The organism is Achromobacter sp. (assembly GCF_049647645.1).
Classification (GTDB): domain Bacteria; phylum Pseudomonadota; class Gammaproteobacteria; order Burkholderiales; family Burkholderiaceae_B; genus Achromobacter.
On the sequence record NZ_JBARYB010000108.1, the window covers coordinates 19,921 to 39,227 of the forward strand.

General features: G+C 58.0%; 13 protein-coding genes. 6 read left to right on the forward strand and 7 right to left on the reverse strand.

Translation table 11 applies throughout. From position 1 onward, the window contains the following. Positions 1–72 precede the first annotated feature (72 nt). Both WBB14_RS13025 and WBB14_RS13030 read left to right on the forward strand, forming a co-directional pair. Positions 73–1,242: a hypothetical protein gene (locus tag WBB14_RS13025; protein WP_424240184.1), complete on the forward strand. Its 1,170-nt coding sequence runs from the start codon at positions 73–75 to the stop codon at positions 1,240–1,242. A gap of 231 nt (positions 1,243–1,473) precedes the next feature. Further along, positions 1,474–1,611 (forward strand): DUF1778 domain-containing protein, encoded by a 138-nt coding sequence (locus tag WBB14_RS13030; protein ID WP_424240234.1) that lies wholly within the window; start codon positions 1,474–1,476, stop codon positions 1,609–1,611. A gap of 18 nt (positions 1,612–1,629) precedes the next feature. Here the strand turns inward: WBB14_RS13030 and WBB14_RS13035 are convergent, their stop codons facing one another. The 4 genes from WBB14_RS13035 to WBB14_RS13050 all read right to left on the reverse strand — a co-directional run bounded on the left by WBB14_RS13035 (position 1,630) and on the right by WBB14_RS13050 (position 7,044). Further along, positions 1,630–2,508, reverse strand: coding sequence for a plasmid partitioning protein RepB C-terminal domain-containing protein (locus WBB14_RS13035; protein ID WP_424240185.1), 879 nt, complete (start codon positions 2,506–2,508; stop codon positions 1,630–1,632). Further along, positions 2,505–3,407 carry a plasmid partitioning protein RepB C-terminal domain-containing protein gene (locus tag WBB14_RS13040; RefSeq protein ID WP_424240186.1) on the reverse strand — a complete coding sequence of 301 codons (903 nt, stop codon included), beginning with the start codon at positions 3,405–3,407 and terminating at the stop codon, positions 2,505–2,507. Before WBB14_RS13040 ends, WBB14_RS13035 begins: the two co-directional genes overlap by 4 nt. Next, on the reverse strand, positions 3,404–4,969 hold the full coding sequence (locus WBB14_RS13045) for a recombinase family protein (protein ID WP_424240187.1): 1,566 nt from the start codon (positions 4,967–4,969) through the stop codon (positions 3,404–3,406). The genes WBB14_RS13040 and WBB14_RS13045 overlap by 4 nt, the downstream gene beginning before the upstream one ends. 1,754 nt (positions 4,970–6,723) lie before the next feature. Continuing rightward, the gene (locus WBB14_RS13050) at positions 6,724–7,044 is read right to left on the reverse strand and encodes a hypothetical protein (RefSeq protein WP_424240188.1); all 321 of its coding nucleotides are present in this window, start codon (positions 7,042–7,044) and stop codon (positions 6,724–6,726) included. Between the two features lie 319 nt (positions 7,045–7,363). On the opposite strand from WBB14_RS13050, the gene WBB14_RS13055 reads away from it, so the two are divergent. Further along, positions 7,364–8,233: a DUF6731 family protein gene (locus WBB14_RS13055; protein WP_424240235.1), complete on the forward strand. Its 870-nt coding sequence runs from the start codon at positions 7,364–7,366 to the stop codon at positions 8,231–8,233. A 1,483-nt stretch (positions 8,234–9,716) separates the two neighbouring features. On the opposite strand, the gene WBB14_RS13060 is transcribed toward WBB14_RS13055, so the two are convergent. From WBB14_RS13060 to WBB14_RS13070, 3 genes are all read right to left on the reverse strand, one after another. Next, positions 9,717–10,958 carry a hypothetical protein gene (locus tag WBB14_RS13060; protein ID WP_424240189.1) on the reverse strand — a complete coding sequence of 414 codons (1,242 nt, stop codon included), beginning with the start codon at positions 10,956–10,958 and terminating at the stop codon, positions 9,717–9,719. Positions 10,959–11,155: 197 nt separating this feature from the next. Further along, complete coding sequence (locus WBB14_RS13065; RefSeq protein ID WP_424240190.1) at positions 11,156–11,992, reverse strand: ubiquinol-cytochrome C chaperone family protein; 837 nt, start codon at positions 11,990–11,992, stop codon at positions 11,156–11,158. Between the two features lie 9 nt (positions 11,993–12,001). After that, on the reverse strand, positions 12,002–12,640 hold the full coding sequence (locus tag WBB14_RS13070) for a helix-turn-helix domain-containing protein (RefSeq protein WP_424240191.1): 639 nt from the start codon (positions 12,638–12,640) through the stop codon (positions 12,002–12,004). Positions 12,641–13,448: 808 nt separating this feature from the next. Here WBB14_RS13070 and WBB14_RS13075 point away from each other — a divergent pair. The 3 genes from WBB14_RS13075 to WBB14_RS13085 are packed head-to-tail and all read left to right on the forward strand — an operon-like array spanning position 13,449 to position 19,279. Next, on the forward strand, positions 13,449–14,708 hold the full coding sequence (locus WBB14_RS13075) for a nucleotide sugar dehydrogenase (protein ID WP_424240192.1): 1,260 nt from the start codon (positions 13,449–13,451) through the stop codon (positions 14,706–14,708). 39 nt (positions 14,709–14,747) lie between these two features. After that, a complete protein-coding gene (locus tag WBB14_RS13080; protein WP_424240193.1) occupies positions 14,748–17,228 on the forward strand; it encodes a hypothetical protein in 2,481 nt (826 codons plus the stop codon). Beyond that, positions 17,225–19,279, forward strand: a complete 2,055-nt coding sequence (locus WBB14_RS13085; protein ID WP_424240194.1) for a glycosyltransferase — start codon at positions 17,225–17,227, stop codon at positions 19,277–19,279. Before WBB14_RS13080 ends, WBB14_RS13085 begins: the two co-directional genes overlap by 4 nt. Positions 19,280–19,307: the final 28 nt, after the last annotated feature.

The window sequence follows — 19,307 nt, forward strand, 5'->3', positions numbered from 1 at the left end:
GTGGAGGTACGGCCCGATGTGATTGGCGGGTTGGAAAGGGAACCGGGCGGTGTGGTCGAAGTGGAGGTAGGTATGGCGCTGAGCCGAATTTACCGACCGTCTGCGCAGGAGCTATGGATCCTGCAGTACCTACTTGAACGATCAATGGGACATGCCAAGCTTGCCTATCCGGACCGCGAAAAGTACGCCGGACGCCTGTACTCGCCGGTCTACGAGACGGTCTCTTCAAGTCCGGCAGTCTGCTTGCTAGGTCCGGCCGGAGTCGGGAAGTCTCAGCTAGCCAAGGCCTTTCTTCGCCTCATGCCAGACGATTGCACGATCGACGTGGACCACCATAAAAACATACCGCTGCAAGGAGCCTGGCTCGTCACCGCCAACCCGCACGAAAGCGTGATTCAGTCATTGGTTCCCTTCCTGGGGCAGGACGAGGCCGATATGCGTAAGGCTGGACATGCTGTTGTGATCAAAGCGGCAACGGCGATCGCCTATCGAAACGGACTGTCTCATATCTTAGTCGATGAGATGCAATTTATGGCCGGAAGCGATCGCACGACCCGCATCACGAAGACGTTACTCGACCTAGGACGGCTCGGAGTCCCTTTCGTCTACGTTGCAAATCACAGCCTTTGGCGGGCGTTGAGTAAAACGCATGCGCAGATCGCACAGCGTCTCTCGGCGAATCCGCTACAGCTCCGTCCAGATCCGCCTGAATCGGAAGACTGGACGGGTTACCTGATGGAATGCTCTCGCGTGCTAGGCAGCTATCTGGAGGATGACCTTGCCCTAAAAGCAACGCCGATATTTGACATGACGGCAGGCCTTAAGAGATTCGTTGTGCTGTTGCTGCAGGGCGCCTTTAGAATTGCTTGGGGGCAGCGTAAACGGCAGGTAGCGTGGCCTCACATCATTGCTTCATACCGCTCATCGGGATACAGCATCCCTCGAGAGCAAGTGGAGATGGCCCTCAACAAGTACGAAAAAAGCAAGCGGCAAATTGACTACGAAAGCCCAGTTGAGATGGCTGGCGAGCAAGCCCAAGGCGTAGAGGATGCCAGAATGAGATACACCGCGCGGATTGCGGCGACCCGCGCCTTAGCATCGGCTGTGCCGATAGGCGAACAATGTGCTTCGCCTGAGGTAGACCTTCAATCTTCACCAAAGCGGGTGCTGCGGCCAAAGGCCCCTCCACGGACAGTCCATGCTCTGATCGACAGTGCATCTCGGTTGAGGGGTGGAACTTAGCCGGACCAAGTATTGCTATGGGTGGCCAGAGCGCAGTCCCTCTGGAAGAAGAAATGCCGTGGGTGAGTCCAAGGAGCTAACCCGCGAGGTCTCGGTCTGGACGCCCAATCTGCGATTCCAGTGGCTGCATCTCCGAAGAGATGCCCCGTGTGAGCTTGCATAACTACAGTGCAACATTGGAGCAATGCGATGAAAAAAAATGGTAGCCCGAAACCGAAACGGGCGAGGCGCATGCCACAAGGTGAACCGATAGCGCTCACACGTCATGATGCGGAAACGCTCGCTGCGGCATTGCTTCATCCCCCAGAGCCAAACGCAGCTTTAAAAAGAGCCTTTCGCAATTTGAAGGCACTGACGAAAAAGTCGTAGACCAATCCCACTGGGCGGTCACTTTTCTTCCAGCGAGACGGTTTGAACGATTCGTTCGAACTCGGTCAGCATGCCTTGCTGATGTTTGCCCAAGTAGCGGCGAATTGCGTCGTTGCCAAGTAGTTTCGTTAAAAATCCTTTGGCGAGAACTAAGTTAAGGATGTCTTGCCCATACGATTGTTCGAACAACTTGAACTGGCCGAACACGTTGCTCATTTCTCGCTCCATCCTGTCGGCTTGCTCTGGTGTAAGGCCTGTAATCTTCTTGGGCTTTGCCTCTGCGACAAGCATCTCTTTCGGAGTGGCGGCGAGTAGCGCTTGGGCATAGGCGACAGTCATGTTGTTCGCCGCTAGCATCAGTTCCACGCATTCGATCTGGCGTGTTGGCTTCATCTTACGTAGAACGGCGCTAAGGTTGGCAGAGAAGTGTTGATCCTTGAGGAGTTCCGCAACCTCTTTACAGACGCCATCAAGCAGGTTCATTTTCTTGACGATTGACGTGATGTCGACGCTCAGTGCCTTTGCTAGCCGCTCCTTAGGGACACCGCGATCAACAGCTCGTCGGATCATCACATGCTCTTGAACGGACGATATGCGATTAACTCGGTTGTTGTACGTGTAGGTCTCTTCGTCTGTCGCAACAAGACATGGGGCAGTCGTGAAGCCGAGGTGCCGGAGTGCAAGAACTCGGATGTGCCCGTCCAGGAGGATGTGCATATCACCCGGGGGTACTGCCCGGCCAACCGTAAGTGGTTCGATCAGTCCGATCTCTTCGATTGAGGAGACAATCTGCCTAAATTTTCGCGTTTCGAGAATTCCTTCCGAAACCTTGTGTGATGGCAGAATTCTCTCTAAGGGAAGTTCTATGGGCTCTGGGACGAAACCAAGGCTACTCATGCCGTATGCCCTCCGGGCCAGACCCGCTCTGCAAGGTATTTGGGTAGCGTATCTAGATTCTCAGCTCGAAGAAGATTTATAAAGTTCTCATCGACCAGAAGTTCGCGAAGAGCTTCGACAATGAAAAGCAATCGTTGCTGAGAGAATTCTGCTTTCCTTATCATTAGCTTTTGACGTTCCACTTCGCGCTGATAGTTGCGGACGATACTTGAGGACGTCACTGTGCTTTTGGACTGAGAGCGCCCATGTGAGATAGCGCGGCCGAAGGTACGACGTCGATCAATGACGCGTCGGGCCTGAATCAGTTGATTGCCGCGCAGCTGGCCGGACTCGTACGCATCTTGTAAGGCTGCTTGAATCGCCTTGTCGTCATTGCCCGCGCCGGCAATCGTGATGGCCGCATTGAGTGGAATGCGGCCGGTTTCTACAGCTGCCAATAGCCGTTCTTCACCGTTTTTTAAGAGATAAAGAACTCCTTTGATGTAATCGACCCCGAGTCCTGTCTTCTCGGCGATAGCGCGCTTGTCGTAGCCCTGATCTTGCAAGCGTTCTATCCCTTTCAATAGTTCAAGTGGATGGTACTTGCGGCGAGCGATGTTCTCAGTCAGGCTCATGATGAAAGCATCTTCGTCGTTTACGTCGACCACCAGCGAGGGGATCGTGTGCTCTCCTAAAGTTCGAAACGCTTTCAAACGACCTTCGCCACAAATCAATAGGTAGCGCGGAGTGCCATCAGCTCCAATGCGCGGCGTGATGGTAATGGGCTTTTTTAGGCCGATGTTTCGAATGTTTGTCACAATCTCTTGAAAGACGCGACCGTCGCGTTCCCGTGGGTTGAGGACATCGATGAGTTCTACCGGAATCATCCGCAGGTCGGGCAAGGGGTGCGCTTTTATCATGCGGCCCTCCGTAGGCGGCTACGCTCTGCCATGCGGTAGAGGTAGTCGAGATCGTCAAATCGATAGCTCTCAAATTCGATTCGGTTGTGGTCGGCGAGGTTGAGTGTTGGCCAGCAGAAATCTAAGCGAGGTAATAGGTAATAATCCTGCGTATGCTGATTTGTGTCATTGAGGCGTACGGCCACCGTAATGTCTGGGGCGAGACTCGTGTCGAACCGAACCTTCCAGCGCCTATGGCCCGTCCCAAGCGTTTGACAACGGGCCAGCACTAGAGAGACAGTGAACTCACCGTTCACATCTAGCATATCCGTCGCGGAATCTCGTCGGACGACTCCGCCCAAGGCGCCGATCATGCTTTCAGTGTGGCTGACAATGTCCGGATGGAATCGCCTCAAGAACTGATTCACTTCGAGGTACTCATAGTTTCGATCGGGAGTGAAGCCAACGGCCTTGTACGCACGAAGTAGGCTGCCAAAGCGATGCGCGTAAGCAGCGGAGGACGGCATTCCATCAGTCTCGTCAATGATCAGGCCGGAGAGATATCCCCACCGTTGGTAGAGCCGGCTCAGCTTTTCGAGCAGTTCTTCGTTACTGTACCGATGCGCTCGTGCACGAAGAATTCCTTGGGCCGTATAGAAGAGTTCGCTGGGAACGATGGGCTCGAACGCCCTATTCTTGCGGATCCACATGTCGGGCTCGTTGGAGACCCGAATTTTTCTCAACTTGAATGAGACCCTGTTATAGACGTTGTTGCCTATGTACTTCTCGTTGCTGAGGACCTGGCGCACTGTTGCCCTTGTCCAGTTGCGTCCTAAATCAGTTGGAATCCCTCGCTCGTTGAGACGAGTTGCGATTTCCAATTCAGAGACCCCGTCATTGACAAACCAGTCGTAGATTTGATTCACGGTCGCAACCGTTGTGGGGGGGGCGGGCATGAGTATGACCCTATCAGTCTGGAGGCTCTTGTGTTCGCCGCGAGCTAACTCTCCTTTCACTGAACCCACTTGGTCAATCAACATGCGCCTCAAACCGAATCCTGCTGGCCCTCCCTGCCGGTAACCTAGCTCGATGAGGCGGCATTGACCCGCGAAGACTTTGGAAGATAGCTCCCGACTGTATTCTCCGGCCATCGCGCGCTTCACGCCCTTGACGATGGTGGATACAGGCGAGCCGTCGTTTTCGAATTGCTCCGCACAGTATTCAACCTGGATGCCCGCGCGCCGGCAAACGTATTCGTAGTAGGCGCTTTCATCAGCATCCTGGAATCTTCCCCATCTGCTTACGTCGTAAACGAGGATGATTTGGAAGTCGGCATTGCGTGATTCAACGTCGTTGATAAGCTGTTGGAGCGCTTGTCGGCCGTCCATGCGAAGGCCACTTTTTCCTTCATCCGCATAGGTTCGTATGATCTCCATGCGATGCTGCTTTGCATACTCTCGAATTTTCTCTGACTGGTTCTCGGTCGAGTACTTTTGGTGATCGGTCGACATGCGGACGTACTCGGCCGCCCGCACGTTGGCCGGCGGTTGTGGGGTACTGATGTCGGGCGTTGCCGCTTGCATGTGATTCGGCATTTGAAGCGATTGGAGGCTTTAATCAGGATTCGAGAGAAGAGATCCTGAAGCCGACAAGTCACAACGGTCTGAAGGAACTCGTTGAACTTCTACTGCTGATGGTCTGTCAGGCCCTTAGCTCTCTCGTCATCACGACGGTAAAGAGTCGTTAGCTGCCTGTCGATCAAGTCATCTATTTGCAAGCGTCTTTTTTGCGAGAGCGTTGCTCACCAGCAGGAACGAGTTCAACGATCCAAAAGACACTGTCTGATAGGAAATGCGAGGTAAGGATCCGGAGTTGATAAATGCCAGAGGGAGGCGTCGACGAGTCCATCTTTGCAACCTTCGACGTCGATTGATCGGATTGCTTCAGTCGTTGGCGGTCTCGGTTACGTTCGGCATAAGCAGGATGGGAGTCGCGATAGTCTCTCCAGTAATCTGGATGGCGCTCCAGCCATGCGCGTTGGGCGTCGCGCTGATTGGCCCTATAGGCGGCATCGTTTCGAAGCTTCTCTTGCTGCCATCTGTGCTTTCGGGCTCGTTGGCATGCCTTGGCGGAACAGTACGTTTGATCGGGAACTTGAGGTCGAGCCTGGAATAGCCCGCCACAATGGGCGCAACGTTTGGTTGTCATTGGCGATCTCTCCCGCCCCCACCTCTGGATCGGCATAGGCTCCGCGAAGCTTCTCGACTGAAACACGTGCTCGCCATCGTCGAAACTCCCTGTGGTTGCGAGGTCGCGTAACCTATGCCTCAGATCTTGTGCTTCTGAGGTACACAACTGTTCGAGTGATCGCTTTCGGCTTTTGGAAGCGAATGTTGTGAGCCGCAGCCATTCGGATGGCCATGCTTTTGTATATCGTCGAGGCCAAAAAACGGCCGCGCGTTGTTGGTTCGCTGGGAAAAGTGCTCGCGTGGGGCAATTCGGATGCTGTCTGAGCGTGAGGTCCGAGCGACCAGAGTTGTCATCGCATTACCGATCAAATGGACCAGCAGCTATAGCCATAATGCGGCCACCGGAAAAGAGAAAGCCCCGCATCGAAAAAAGCGGGGCTTTGCGACAAACCACGAGCGCTATGCTCATTCCTATCAGAGCGGCTGGGGCATCTAACGCTCCAACTCTCCGGCTTCAATCAGGCGCTCTTTCACGTTGACATAGCCAATTAACGAGGCGAGTGTAGCGATGACGATGACGGCACTGATAAAGGCAATGCTCATGACGTGCTCCTTCGATTCGTCTGCAAGTTGCGTTTCGGTGCGTACTCAGTATGGGTCATAATAACATTGATGCTTCTTGCTCGCGGGTCGAAAAAAGCGAATGCGGCGGCGAGTTTCCGCCAGCCGTTGTTGCTGTACCGTGGCCATATGCAGGTCCGGCAACGGTTTATTGCCCTCGATTGCCAAGCATTTGCGCGCATAGTCATCGACTATGGTCAAGCGTCGGAATCGGCGACCATAGGCCCCACCGTCGGCCACAAGGTCCATTGACCAACTCTGATTCGACGCGTGCGATGCTGGGTGACGTAAAAAGTGAAACGCGTTGCGCTTTCGGTCTTCCATCCGGAAGGTGAAGGACTTCTAGCGAATCAGTGCCTCTGGCGAACCCAAGCGAAGAGAACGATAGCCTGGCTCCGATGTAGCCGTTGAGTGTGTTCCCCGGGAGTCGGTGGTAACGCCAGTATGTCCCTAAAGGCCACCTCGGCTAATGGTCGTCAATGGCTATTTATGAGAGCCGCTCGCGCGGCACGCATCACTACGCGACATCAATGAACACCTTGAAAAAACGGGGTCAATTTACCAGTATCGTCAAGGATTCCGGCGCGCTTGGCGATCTCGATGGCCCTCTCTCGCGAACCGACTAAGTAGGTATTCGGCTGATTGTTGATCCGAAGTGCGACATAAGTACCGGCGTTTGGCTTTGACTTCCCCTCTCGCGTCGCAGACTTCGCGTTTCGCTCGCTGACCACGTGAGCGTGCTCGCCTCCGGTCAACGTCTTGAGGCTTGGACGATTCGTATCGATTACAAAGGTGACGACCTTTGTACCGTTTGGTTTGCGCGTGGTGCGCGTGCGTAGGGTGGCCATGCCCTCATTTTGGCACGATTAGCCTCAATCGCTTTCGGCGTGTTGTTGGCACTCCCTTAAGTTTCCAAGATCGTCTTCCGCCCAGCTTACGTCTGCCGTCGACCGCTATCGCGCCGGGCAAAAATGCTCCTGGAGGTATGGCGCTCGGGAGGTCCACAAGCGCGTGCAGCCGCTATCTCTACAAGCGCTTGCAACGTCGATGATGCTTCCTCTTGCCGATGGCCCGCCTCGTCGCCTACAGGACGCACTTCGCAAGACTCATTGAAATAATGATACAAAGCGTAGTGAACAGAATATGTAAGTGACGACGGCAGAGACAATGAGGCAAATAACAGTCGATCTTTATGATGTGGCGGCGGTGGATGGGACACCAGATTTGGACACAATCCTTCGAGCACAACACGGTATGCCGTTTGGACAGCGACATAGGGTGTGTGGGGCAGTTACGGTGCAGCTAGAGCACATCATCCCGGTCTTAGCGAACGGCGCCCTCACACATTGGCGCCTTGCGTTTTCTAGATTCCGGGAGGAGCATTGGCCGGCGAGTGGCAGCACTGACGCTCCCGCCGTCGACTTAAATTTGCCACAAGGAACTCTGCTTGTAGAGGAGACGTACGCCTTGTTCGTCCCTGCGACGTCAAGGTTAGTCCTTCAGTACAGTCATGCTGGGGTTCGGTCATCAAAAATTGCCGATTATCTCTCGCAATGTACTGGTGTGGGCGCCCAAGGATATCGATTCTCGCCCGTTGTAAATAGAAGCATCTTGGACGAGTATCGTCAGAAGCGCGAAGTGGCCAAGATGCACGTCGTAGTTGACAACATTTCGGATGCGGACATCGCCAGGTTCGAGGGAACTCGGATTTCGCAAATGATCAACTCGTGTGTCGAATCCAACGCTAAGCGAATGGAACTGAAGTTTTCAGTTGAGCTTCGGAGCAAAGATCAAGCGCTCAGTGGTGGGCTGGTTGGAGCGATCTCGAACCGTCTACGTCGGCGCCGAAACCCTGGGGATAGCTTGCTTCTAGAGGCGCGACATGACGAATTTGATCGTCTTCATCACATTGATCTTCTCGCCGCAACGAAGTCGAAGACGTATAGTGAGTCGCAAGTGATTCGAACAGCGGGGAAGCGCTATGAGATTCAGAGCATGTTCCGGTTGCTAGAACGAGCCCTTCAAGAGCTTGGATAAGGATTGTGGAGAAGCGCTCCTTTGCTCAGTGGTTGGAGTGTGCATGGCCATTCCTATTTGGGTTGGCCGCAGGCCTAGCTGCGTGGCATTCCGACATGACCTTTTCCTCGAGCCGGCTAGATGGCCAGTTGACCGCCACTATTAGCATCTCGTCCATTTTGACCGGTTTCCTAGGTACGGCCCAGGCGATCATGCTCACAGTCACGACTAGGAGGATGGAGTGGGTAACGGCCAACAAAGACGTTTGGAGCCAAGTCCTATCATTCTTTCGTGTGGCCCTACTTGCAAATCTTGTGCTGTGTGTGTGGTCACTAACGCTGTCTGCGATTGGAATCGATGGATGGCCTGCACGCGCGACCCCACTTTTGTTTCCCCTTTGGGTCGCCGCCATAGTTGTCGCATTGGTCTCGTTCTACAAAGCACTCACGTTACTCTTTAATTTGCTGCGCCGATGATCGACCCCGCAGCGGACAACTGCTTGGTCACTTTCGCGGCGCTGTTCCAGTAGTGTTGCTATGTACACTGCTGAGAGAGCGGTGACACTGTTTCAGCGGCGCTGCAAGATGTTGAGGGACTCCGAGTTGCGCTGAAATGGCAATACTGGCCGTTCCGTATACGCGGAGACACTGTGCGATGAGTCAACCGTGCAGCAATGTATCGACGGTTGATATGGAACGGTCCCGGCGTCGTGTTGGCCGTCGTTTCAGATCGGCGTCTGGCGCTTGGCATCCCATCGGGTACGGCGCTCCGAACGGATCTGCGAGTCGCGGGTAGCGCGTCGTTCGACGAACTCGCGTCGGACTGTGCGATGAGCCTAGCGTGATTAGCTCGCAACGAGCGTTGTAGGCGACGGGCGAGGCGATCGGGGCTCGGGAGATCAGTGATCGGCGACGCATCGCTGGCCGTGCTGCGCCCTCTCGATGTCGTAATGTACAAAATGGCAATGGCCCCGCTAAGTGCGTGGTGCTATTGTCGACCGACACGTGGATCTGGATCGAGGCCGGATTGACTAACATCCGCTCCCGCCCAACGGGCTGGCTGCCGGAGTACAGCTATTTGCAATCTGATGCCTTTGGCCTCCATGCATTCGTGCTCCGTAGCCGGACTGGCTGTCCCCATCAAAGCCCAGTGGTTCGACGGCGATGGATGCGGCAGTTTCTGCGAACGGCTAGAGGCGTGCCGCCTCATGTGGCCAGCGGTCGACGACTAGCGGGTGGTGGCGGTACCAGAGGCAGGCGGGTGGGAGATCGTTTGAGGGGCCAAGCGAACTTTGATTCAAAAAATTTCCGCGCTGTTGGCATCGAAGCCTGTGCATCGAACTGTGCTAAGGGGAGACGTTTTTGGGGGAATGCTTTAAAATCAATAGGTTAGAAATTGTCGATCAGGCGAACTTTATTCCTTCCCTTCAACGGTGAAGACTCTAAATAGACCGCTGATTGCGGTCTATTTTTTTGTCGAGCTTTTTATTCGGCTCTACGTGTTTTCACGGCGTTGCTTTCTCTTCCGCTTGGAGATCGAAGGGAACCTCGATCCGCAGATCGTAGATTCGTGCCGTTTGGCAGACAATTTCGTGCTGCAATAGGCGTGCTTCCTTGACCGCGGACTTTTCGGGGAAATCGGCAAACCGGTCGTTGCTGAGCACAAAGGTGTAGCGGTCATCGCCGGCAATGTCCAGGATGAGTTCGTCGGCCGAGCGCCTGCTCGCGACAACGTGCACCAGGGCGGCGTCCGGAAAGGCTGCCTCTATGTCCTTGTTGCGCAACTGCAGTTTGCCGCGGATGCCCGAATCGAAAATCAGTGTCACCTTGTAGGCTTCGGCGAGAATCGGGACGATGGCTTTAAGCGCCGCCAGGCCGACGAATCCAATCCCCCCCGCGTTGCACAGGTTGTTGCCGTCGATAATGATGTGCCGGACATCCCGGCTGGCGATTTTGACGAGTTCGGCGATTCGAGCGCGAAGCTTCGTAATGTTCGCCTCAACACGACGCAGGGCGTTGCGGCTTTCCCGTATGACGACTGCCGGCCTCTCGTTCCCCAACCGGCTGTCGCACCTTGAATGTATCTGTCTCCGCTCATAGCTTGCGGCCTTGCCGAGTTCGTCCTCGAATTTCGCAGCGAGCTCGATCCGGCCCTGCAGCTGGGGGCGCTGCCACTCTTCCTCGCTCAACCGTTGCTGTGGCTCCAGCAAGGCCTCGTCCAGCTTGTCGCTGCGATGACGCAAAGCGGCCATCTGTGGAGCAATCTGTTCAATGGTGGTTTGAAGCGCGGCGATTGCCGACTGGGCAAGCAAGGGATCGAAGACCCGCGCCTTTTCGATTCTGCTTTGGATATCTCGACCGGCTACGGCGGCGCTCGAGATGACGGCTTCCATGCTTGAAATCGACGCTTGCCCGTCGACCAGCTTCTGTTGCATCGCTGTGAGTTGCCTCTTTGCGATCGCACGCTCCGACGAAAACCAGTGGCGCGGATCTATCCCCATGCCGGCCTCTTCCTCCAGGCGCTGCACCGTCGCCGCCAGGTCGACAAGACCTAGGCGCATGGCTCCAAGCCGTGCCTGGGTTTCGGTTTGCATGCGCTGAGTACGCATGAGTTCGCCGGTGGCTTGGTCGAGGTTGACGTCTTCGAACCAGGTGAGCTTCGCCTTCCAGCTGTCCAACTCGTTTCGGGCAGCCTCATGGTTGCGCTCCAGCGCTTCGATTTCTTCGGTAAAGGGATTGGTGTTCATTCTTTTCTACGAGACGGGATAGGGGATATTGCCGATATCAGTGCCTGCGTTCTTGAAGCCGGCGTCGCTAGTCAACCGCGTTCTGACTTTCCAAAGCATGGCGCGCCAGCAGGGCGCCGATCGCCATGGCAATCGCGTAGGACGCGACAATACGCAACGGTGTAGTGATGATGACCAACATGATGTGCGCTCTTGTCTCAGGTTGCTTGGGCCGGGGCCGGGAGGAGTTGAGTGAGGGGGCTGCCACATTCGGCGCAGAACTTCTTGCCAATATCGACCATGGCCGAGCAGGCCGGGCAACTGCGATATGCGGCCTTCTGGCGCATGTAGGCGATTTGCACTACGCAGGGCACCGTCACGCGGTAGGCGGGGCTGCCAAGATCGAACAAGGTCCAGATCGCGGTGATGGCCCAGCCGATCGGCCCGGCGAACACGCTAATTCCCCGCATTAGTCCGCCCGCGGCTCCAAAGGCCAAGCCTCGTCCTAGAATGGCTTTGGCAATGGCGTTGGCCACAACTGCGGCAAGCTTGTATGCGCCGAAGCCGGAAGCTTTGATCGCGACTTGTAGCGCCGCCATTACTGTTGGTCCAGAGCCCGGAATATAGGTGCTGCCGAATTCGGCGAACAGACGCTGTTTGTCCTGCTCGCTCATCTTGTCCAGCGACTGCTCCAGTATCGCTTCCAGGATGGCGATTTCGATCTTCGCGCAATCGCTTTTGGAGGAGTAGCGGGCGTTGACGTGACTCGCCACGTCGCAAAGCACTTCCTTGTAGGGAACTCCTGCGCCGCCGCGCATCAGATTGAATAGCGAGTTGCCGCCAAAACGCTGCAGTTCTTCGGCTATCAAGGCTCGGCTAGCATCGTCCACGCGTCCTGACGATTGCGCGTCGACGAGTTTCTTGCAAGCTGTCGATGAAAGCGAGATGCGTCCTTCGCCTTTGTCGGTGATGTGATCGATCAGTACCGCGAGGTCGTCGACGTCCGCGCTGTCCAGTACCTGCGCGAGATCGGGATCGGAGATCAGAGTAGTCATAGAAAGGTCTTAGTTGTCATTAGTTGGGGTTGAACCGTTGGGATTGAACGGCGTCATTTCGTTGGCCAGCGCTGCAGCCAGTGCCGTCAAGTCGGCAAACTTGCGGTGATCCCCTCGTGCCGCCGGCTGGGCCAGCGCGGCCATCACAAGGCTGGTTCTGCGCCGCCACTCATTACGGGCGTCGAGGCGCTGATTTTCCTGGGCGTTATAGGTCGCGCCAAAAGGGGGGTATTCAGGGTGGACCTTGCAGCGCTTCAGCACGGTTTCCGCAAACGCCGGGCCGCCCAGAGCGTCGCTTACCAAGCTGTGCGCTGCGGCTTGGTAGTCCGCGAGGGTTCCAATTGCCTTGATCAGGCTGCGCCAATCGTCGGGCGTCATCAGAAGGAACGCCAGCGGCACGCCCATCGCCTCGGCCAATTTTTGGAGCGTCGCCAGGTCCGGGTTGCGCTGGCTCGAATCGGTCATGTCGAGGAGCGGCTTGAGCGTGGTCCGTGACATCCCGGTGCGGCGCATGACGTCGATCTGACGCAGCTTGTGCGGTTTGCCGTCGCGATTGGGGCCGGCGACGCGCAGCGCCGCCGTAACGCTTAGTGTGAGTTGTTTCTTGGGTGTGTGCTTCGGGCCATTGGAGGTCGGAGACGCGGTCATGTCGATGGGTTACGTAATGTGACCGACAAAGAATATCTGTAATTGATGCGCGTTGTGCCGCATAAACGACCGAAGACAGTCGCTTATTCTAAAAATCGGATCGTTTGCACTACGTTATTGACCGAACCGCCTTGGTGGCACGTCTCCGGGCAGCGGCGGCGCGATAAGGATGAGCGGTGCCGATGGGGCCACCGGCCTCGAGGTTCCGGTTAGACATGAGCAGGCCGAGGTGTGCGGTGTGCGCTATCGAAATGGTCTACGCCGGGCGCCTGCGCATGTCCGAGACAAATTTTCCTGTTAAGGACTGGTTGGAGCCCAGAAGCGTCAGTCTTTGTTATTTCTAAATAATGACGGTATCCAGGCTGTTTTTGAATATGACATTTCTGCGAGAAATTAATACCTGACCGCTGGTACCGCATTATGTTTTTTCACTTTGGTTAAACCAGACCAAGAAAAACTCTTTTATATATTTGCTAACAATCTAGCGACTGGCTCATGTTGCGGTTCATGTAATGAATGTAATTGTTTGAGGGATTTCCCTGGGTTTGTTGCGGCGAAGCTGATTTATTTCAACAGCGATAAAAATATTTAGAAAGAAATTCGCTGTCTGCGCCCCTTACGATTCGTTGGCTCGTCGCTTGACCCGTTTAAGCGCGTATCGAGCTGTAAATATTCTTAAGCAATACGCCCGCCCGAGCCGGGGCAAACATATTCGATTCCGCATCGATTTCGTGCCCCCCGGGTGTCAATTTCTAGTGTCTCCGACACGACGAAAACAGTGAGGTCCCCCGTGGTAAAGAGAATCGCAGTGTGTGGCCTTGGATATGTCGGCCTGCCCGTAGCCGTCGCATTTTCCAAGCGCTTTGATGTCATCGGCTTTGATGTGGACAAGCGCAGAATCGCACGGCTGAAAGAGGGTGATGACTGGACCGGCGAGATCGAACGCGACGTGTTGCTTGCCTCCCCCATGCAGTTCACCGATCAGGTATCGGAACTGGAAAACTGCGATTTCTTCGTCGTGGCCGTTCCGACCCCCGTGGACGAAAAGAACAACCCGGATTTCTCCTTGCTGGTACGTGCCTGCCGTTCGATCGGCCCGGTGCTGCGTCCCGGTTGCATCGTCGTTTTCGAATCCACCGTCCATCCCGGCGCCACCGAGGAAATCTGCGGACCGGAACTGGAGAAAATCTCCGGCCTGCGCTGCGGCGTCGATTTCAAGCTGGGCTACAGCCCCGAGCGGATCAATCCGGGCGACCGCGAGCATCCGCTGGAGAAGATCGTCAAGATCGTGTCCGGGCAGGACGAGGAATCGCTGGAAATCATCGCTGGCGTGTACGAGAAGATCATCGATGCGGGCGTGCATCGCGCGTCCTGCATCAAGGTCGCCGAGGCTGCCAAGGTGCTGGAAAACACGCAGCGCGACATCAACATCGCGCTGATGAACGAAATGTCGAAGATCTGCGATCTGGTCGGCATCCGCACCTCGGAAGTGCTGGCGGCCGCCGGCACCAAGTGGAACTTCCTGAAGTTCTCGCCGGGCCTGGTGGGCGGCCACTGCATTGGCGTCGATCCGTACTACCTGACGTCCAAGGCGCAGGAACTCGGCTATCACCCCGAAGTCATCCTGTCGGGCCGCCGCATCAATGACGGCATGGCCAGCCACGTGGCTTCGCGCGTGGTCCAGACGCTGGCCCGCAACGGCCGCCTCAACGCCACCACCCGCGTCGGCATCCTGGGCATGACGTTCAAGGAAAACGTGCCCGATATCCGCAACTCCAAGGTGGTCGATCTCTACAACGCCCTGGGCGAGTACGGCATCACTCCGGTCGCGTGCGATCCGATGGTCGATCCGGAGCAGATGGAGCACGAGTACGGCATCAAGCTAGTGGAACGCGACCAGTTCCGCGACATGGACGTGCTGATCCTGGCGGTGCCGCACCGTGAAACCATGGCCTCCATCTGGGACGACATGCCGACTCTGGTCAAGAGCGGCGGCATGGTGTGCGACCTGAAGTCCGTGCTGGACAGCAAACGGCTTCAGTCCGACCTTCTGTACTGGACTCTTTAAGTTCAGGCTCACTATCGATCACTAGAGGAGAGCCTCCGAATGGCTGCTTTTACCACCGCTCCGATTGGAACCTGCCGCATCCATACGCCGCTGCGCGATGCCGTGGGCCGCTACCCGATCAAGCTGCAACTCGGGCGCAACTACGGCTTCGTGCACACCAGCGCCGAGGCGCTGCAGCAGGCGCGATTCATGTTCGGCCAGGGCGACATCCCCGCCGACGTACAGCGTGTGATTTTCCGGCCCTCGAATGGCGAACAGGCGCGCAAAGGCGCCCACAAGCCGGCTGACCTCTACGTGGTCGAACTGTCCTCGCGCAAGCTGCTGGCGATAGACGGCTACCCCATCCAGTCCAACTACCTGGTGCGCTACTTCAGCGAGTTCTTCGCCGACCGCACGCGAACCCGGATGTTCTGGTCCATGGCCCACGCCGACCGCCTGGCCGAACGGCGCGCGCTGCTGGATCAGGATCCGGTCTTCAAGGCGCTCACGTCGGACGACCGCGACCTGCTGTCCCGCATCGTCAAGCGCGATCAGACGGACGAAGAGATCGAGCAGGAAATGAACCAGCTGGTCGATCTGCTGGGCCGCGACAAGGTGGTATTCGTCACCCACGTCAATGCCATGACGCCGGACAATGCGCCCATCGAACAGCGTCAGCAGCTGATCGCCGCGGTGACCGCCAGCGCGCAGCGCCTCGGCGTGCCTTGCTACGACCCGACGCCGCTGATGAACAAGATAGGCCAGGCCGACGCGATGGAAAACGGCGGCCTCGACCTGACCCACTACTCGCCGGCATTCGCCGAGCGCCTGTGCGCCGAGTGGTTCAAAACCTACATGCGTCCGCGGATGGACGCGTCCACGACGCAGCCTTCCGCGCCCAAGCTTGCCGCCTACGACAGCGCCGACCGCATCGAGAAGCTGTGGGACTCGGGCGATCTGCGCGAAGCCTCGCGCCGTGTGCGCGATGTGCTGCGGCGCCACCCCGGCCTGCCCGAACACACGCTGCTGTTTGCGCGCATCCAGGAAGAACTGGGCGACTACGAAGGATCGCTGGCGCTTCTGGGCAGCGCCGACGGCGCATTGGCGTCCGGCAGCAAGGCCGAGCAGATCCTGATGCGCAACCAGTTCAAGCTGGGGCGCCATGACGTGGCGTACTCGCTTGCCGCCGGCTTGCTGGGCGATGAAATCGAAACGCCGGAAATCGTGCGGATCGCGGCGGTTTCCGCCGGGCAGCTCGGCTATGTGGACGAGACCCTGGGCAACTGGAAGCAGCTGTTCCGCATTTCCTCGCCGCAAGACGCGGTAGCGGTGGAAGCGGCCGACACGGTGCTCGCATTGCTGCAGGCTGGAGGCGACATGGCAGCCGCCATACGCTGGGTCCATGAAGTCCGTGCCGCCGTGCCCACGCACGGCCGGGGCTTCGCCACGCTGTGGCGCGACCGGCTGCTGGCCGGGGATCGCGCGGGACTGCGCAACCTGGCGTCCGAATCCCCCGCGCTCAATGATGTCGAGGCGCTGGAGCTCGTCAAGGAAGCCTCGTGGCGTGGCTGCATCATGGCAGCCGCCACGTTGGCGGTCTCGTGCAAGCTGGCCAGCAGCGAGCAGGAGGACATCGCCGCCTGGCTGAATTCGCAGTCGCAGGCATGGGCCGAAGAAGGTAATCGCGCGCTGGAGGAAGGGCGCCTGCGCGACGCGGCGGAGCGTATCTGCGCGCACCGTCTGCTCACGCCCGATGCGCTGGCCGGTGTGCGTGCGCAGCGTGCGTTCGAGCGCGCGATGCGCCTGGGCGTGCGGGCCGCGCTCGTGGCGGGCAACCACAAGGAAGTGATCGACCTCACGGACATCGCTCTCGACACGCAGATCGATTTTCCCGAGCTGCATGCGATGCGTGGCCGGGCGGCGGACGCGCTGGGAGACAAGCAGACCGCCATGCGGCATCTGGAGCAGGCCGCGGCTGGCGAATCCGCCCCGTTCAGCACGAAGCTGCATTTTGCGCGGGTGGCCTTTAACGGCGGCTGGTACGGCGAAGCCATCGACGCCTACAAGACGGTGCTCGACCATACGGCGGCCGACCAGGGCGCCAAGGACGAAGCGCAGCGTCAGCTTGGCAGGCTCGGACCGCGCGCCATCCGTGGCGCCCGCGAGATCCTGTCCGCAGGCGATCATCAGGCGGCCTGGAACCTGCTGGACCGCGTCGCGCAGTCGTGGCCGGGGATGACGGAAGTCGACCACGAGAAGCGCCGGATCCTCGCCGTGCTGTACGCCGAATCGCGCGCGCTGGATCCGGCGAGCACGACCGAGCGTCTGGCCCTGGGCGAGCGCATCGTGAAGCTGGTGCCGGATGATCCCATCGGCCTGCGTCTGGCCGCCGTGGGCGCCATGCGCCTGCACCGCTTCGAGCAAGCCTTGCCGTACTGGCGCAAGCTGCAGGAACGTTCCGACAACCCGTCGCAGTTCGATCACTACATCCAGCGCTGCCAGGTGTGGATCGAAAAGATCAACCGGAGGAAGGCAGCATGAATCCGCCCCTGACTACCGAGCTAGCGGAGGCCGCGTCCGATCTTCAAGCGGTGCAAGCCCAATTGGAAGAGATCGTCACGGCGTCGGTGCGGGTTCAAGTGGCGCAGCAAAACCTGGCTGGCGCTCAGGCGCTGGCCCGAGATCACCTGGCAGACTCCAAGGTTCGTTTCCTGCTGCTCAGGCTGAAGGAGTCGGCCGGCCTGAACGAAGGCATGGCCGAGCAGTGGGCCACGCTGCTGGAAGAGTGCCCGGACGACTTCCTGATCGTCCGCTACTGCGCGACCCGCCTGGTGAAGGAGCGGAAGATCGACGAGGCATTGTCCCTGGTCGATCGCCATCTGCCGCCCTCGACGCAGAACCCCGACCGCCTGTTCGCCCGGGCCAAGCTGCTTAGCGATATCCGTGCGCACAAACAGTCCGACGAGTTGTTCCGCCGGCTGATATTGGAGAACACCGATCGCAACATGCGGATCGAGTTCGCCAAGCGCCTGCGCAAGCGCGGGCTGCTGGCCGAGGCGTTCGACGCCATCGCGCCGGTGATGAAGCACCTGACTCCCGGCAGCAAGGCGGCGGAATTGGCCAACGACCTGGCCAGCGACTATGCCTTCTACCAGCGCTTCGAAACCGAGGAAGGGCTGGCCGGAAAGGACGTCAGGATCGTATCGATGAAGCATGCGATCCTGCACTTCCGTGACCGGAAAATCGTGGAGCAGTCGGCGGAGAAGCCGGTGTCGGTGGCGCTCGTGACGGGAAGCCTCGGACCTGGCGGCGCCGAGCGCCAGCTGACGCGGCTTGCCGGCGAACTGACCCGCCTGGCGGAGTCTCCCGAGCGCCGGCCGGCCGACGTCATCATGTTGCCGAAGAAAGTCGAAGTCATGGTGAAGCAGCACACCGAACCCGCGGGCTCCACCAAGAAGCAGGGGCTGGATTTTTTCCTGCCCGTGCTGGTGAAGGCGCAGATCCAGGTCACGGAAATCAACAAGCTACCGGCAGTGTCGGTCGCGCATCAAGCCGTTCCCGAGGGCAGCCTGAGCCGCTTGCTGGAGCAATTGCCGCCGCCAGTTCACTACGGTGTGACGCGGCTCGCGCCGGTGCTGCGGGCCAATCCGTTCGACGTGGTGAGCTTGTGGCAAGACGGGACCTGCCTGTTCGGCGCGCTGGCCGCGCTGCTGGCTGGCGCTCCGACCATACATCTGGTCTTCCGGGGATTGCCGCCGAACATCCGCAAGGACCGCTTCCGCGAAGAATATCCCGAGCTGTACCAGGCCCTGGCCCAGGTTCCCGGCGTGGTGTTCGTCAGCAATAGCTGCAAGGCCGCGGAAGCCTATGCGGAATGGCTGGGCATCCCGATCACGCGCTTCCACATCCTGTACAACGGCGTGCCGGATCTGGCGACCGACGCCTCGGCGGCGGACGAGGAAAAGTGGAAGGATTTTCACGAAAGCACCACCGATGCCACGGAGACCATCGGCGGCGTGTTCCGGCTGGAGCCGGACAAGCGGCCTCAGTTGTGGATCAAGCTGGCGGCGATGTACCTGAAGGATCGTCCGCAAGCGCGTTTTGTGATCGTGGGCGATGGACGCCTGCGCGAGAACATCGAGGCGCTGGCGGAGGAGCTGCAAGTGATGGACAGGCTATTGCTGGTCGGCCTTTCCAACCACGTGGGCTATTGGTATTCGCAAATGGACGCCAGCGTCCTGCTGTCGCGCTACGAAGGCCTGCCCAACGTGCTGATCGAAGCTCAGTTGGTGGGCGTGCCGGTAATCTCGACGCCTGCGGGCGGCGCCGGCGAGTGCTTTGTCGAGAACGAGACCGGCCATCTGCTCAGCTGCGTCGATCACCCGGATTTGCACGAGGCATGCGAGAAAGTCGCCTCCATGGTGGATCAGGTGCGCGACAACGAGCAATTGAGGGAGCACAGCCGCCACCGCGCGCAGAAGCTGTTCTCGCTCGATGCCATGCTGACCAAGTTCATGGGCTTGTGCATGCCCGTGGTGTCCGAGAACGACGAACGCATGGATATCGAACCCATGCGCCTGATGCAAGCTTGATTGGCGTTCATCCATTCAAGCTGCTGAA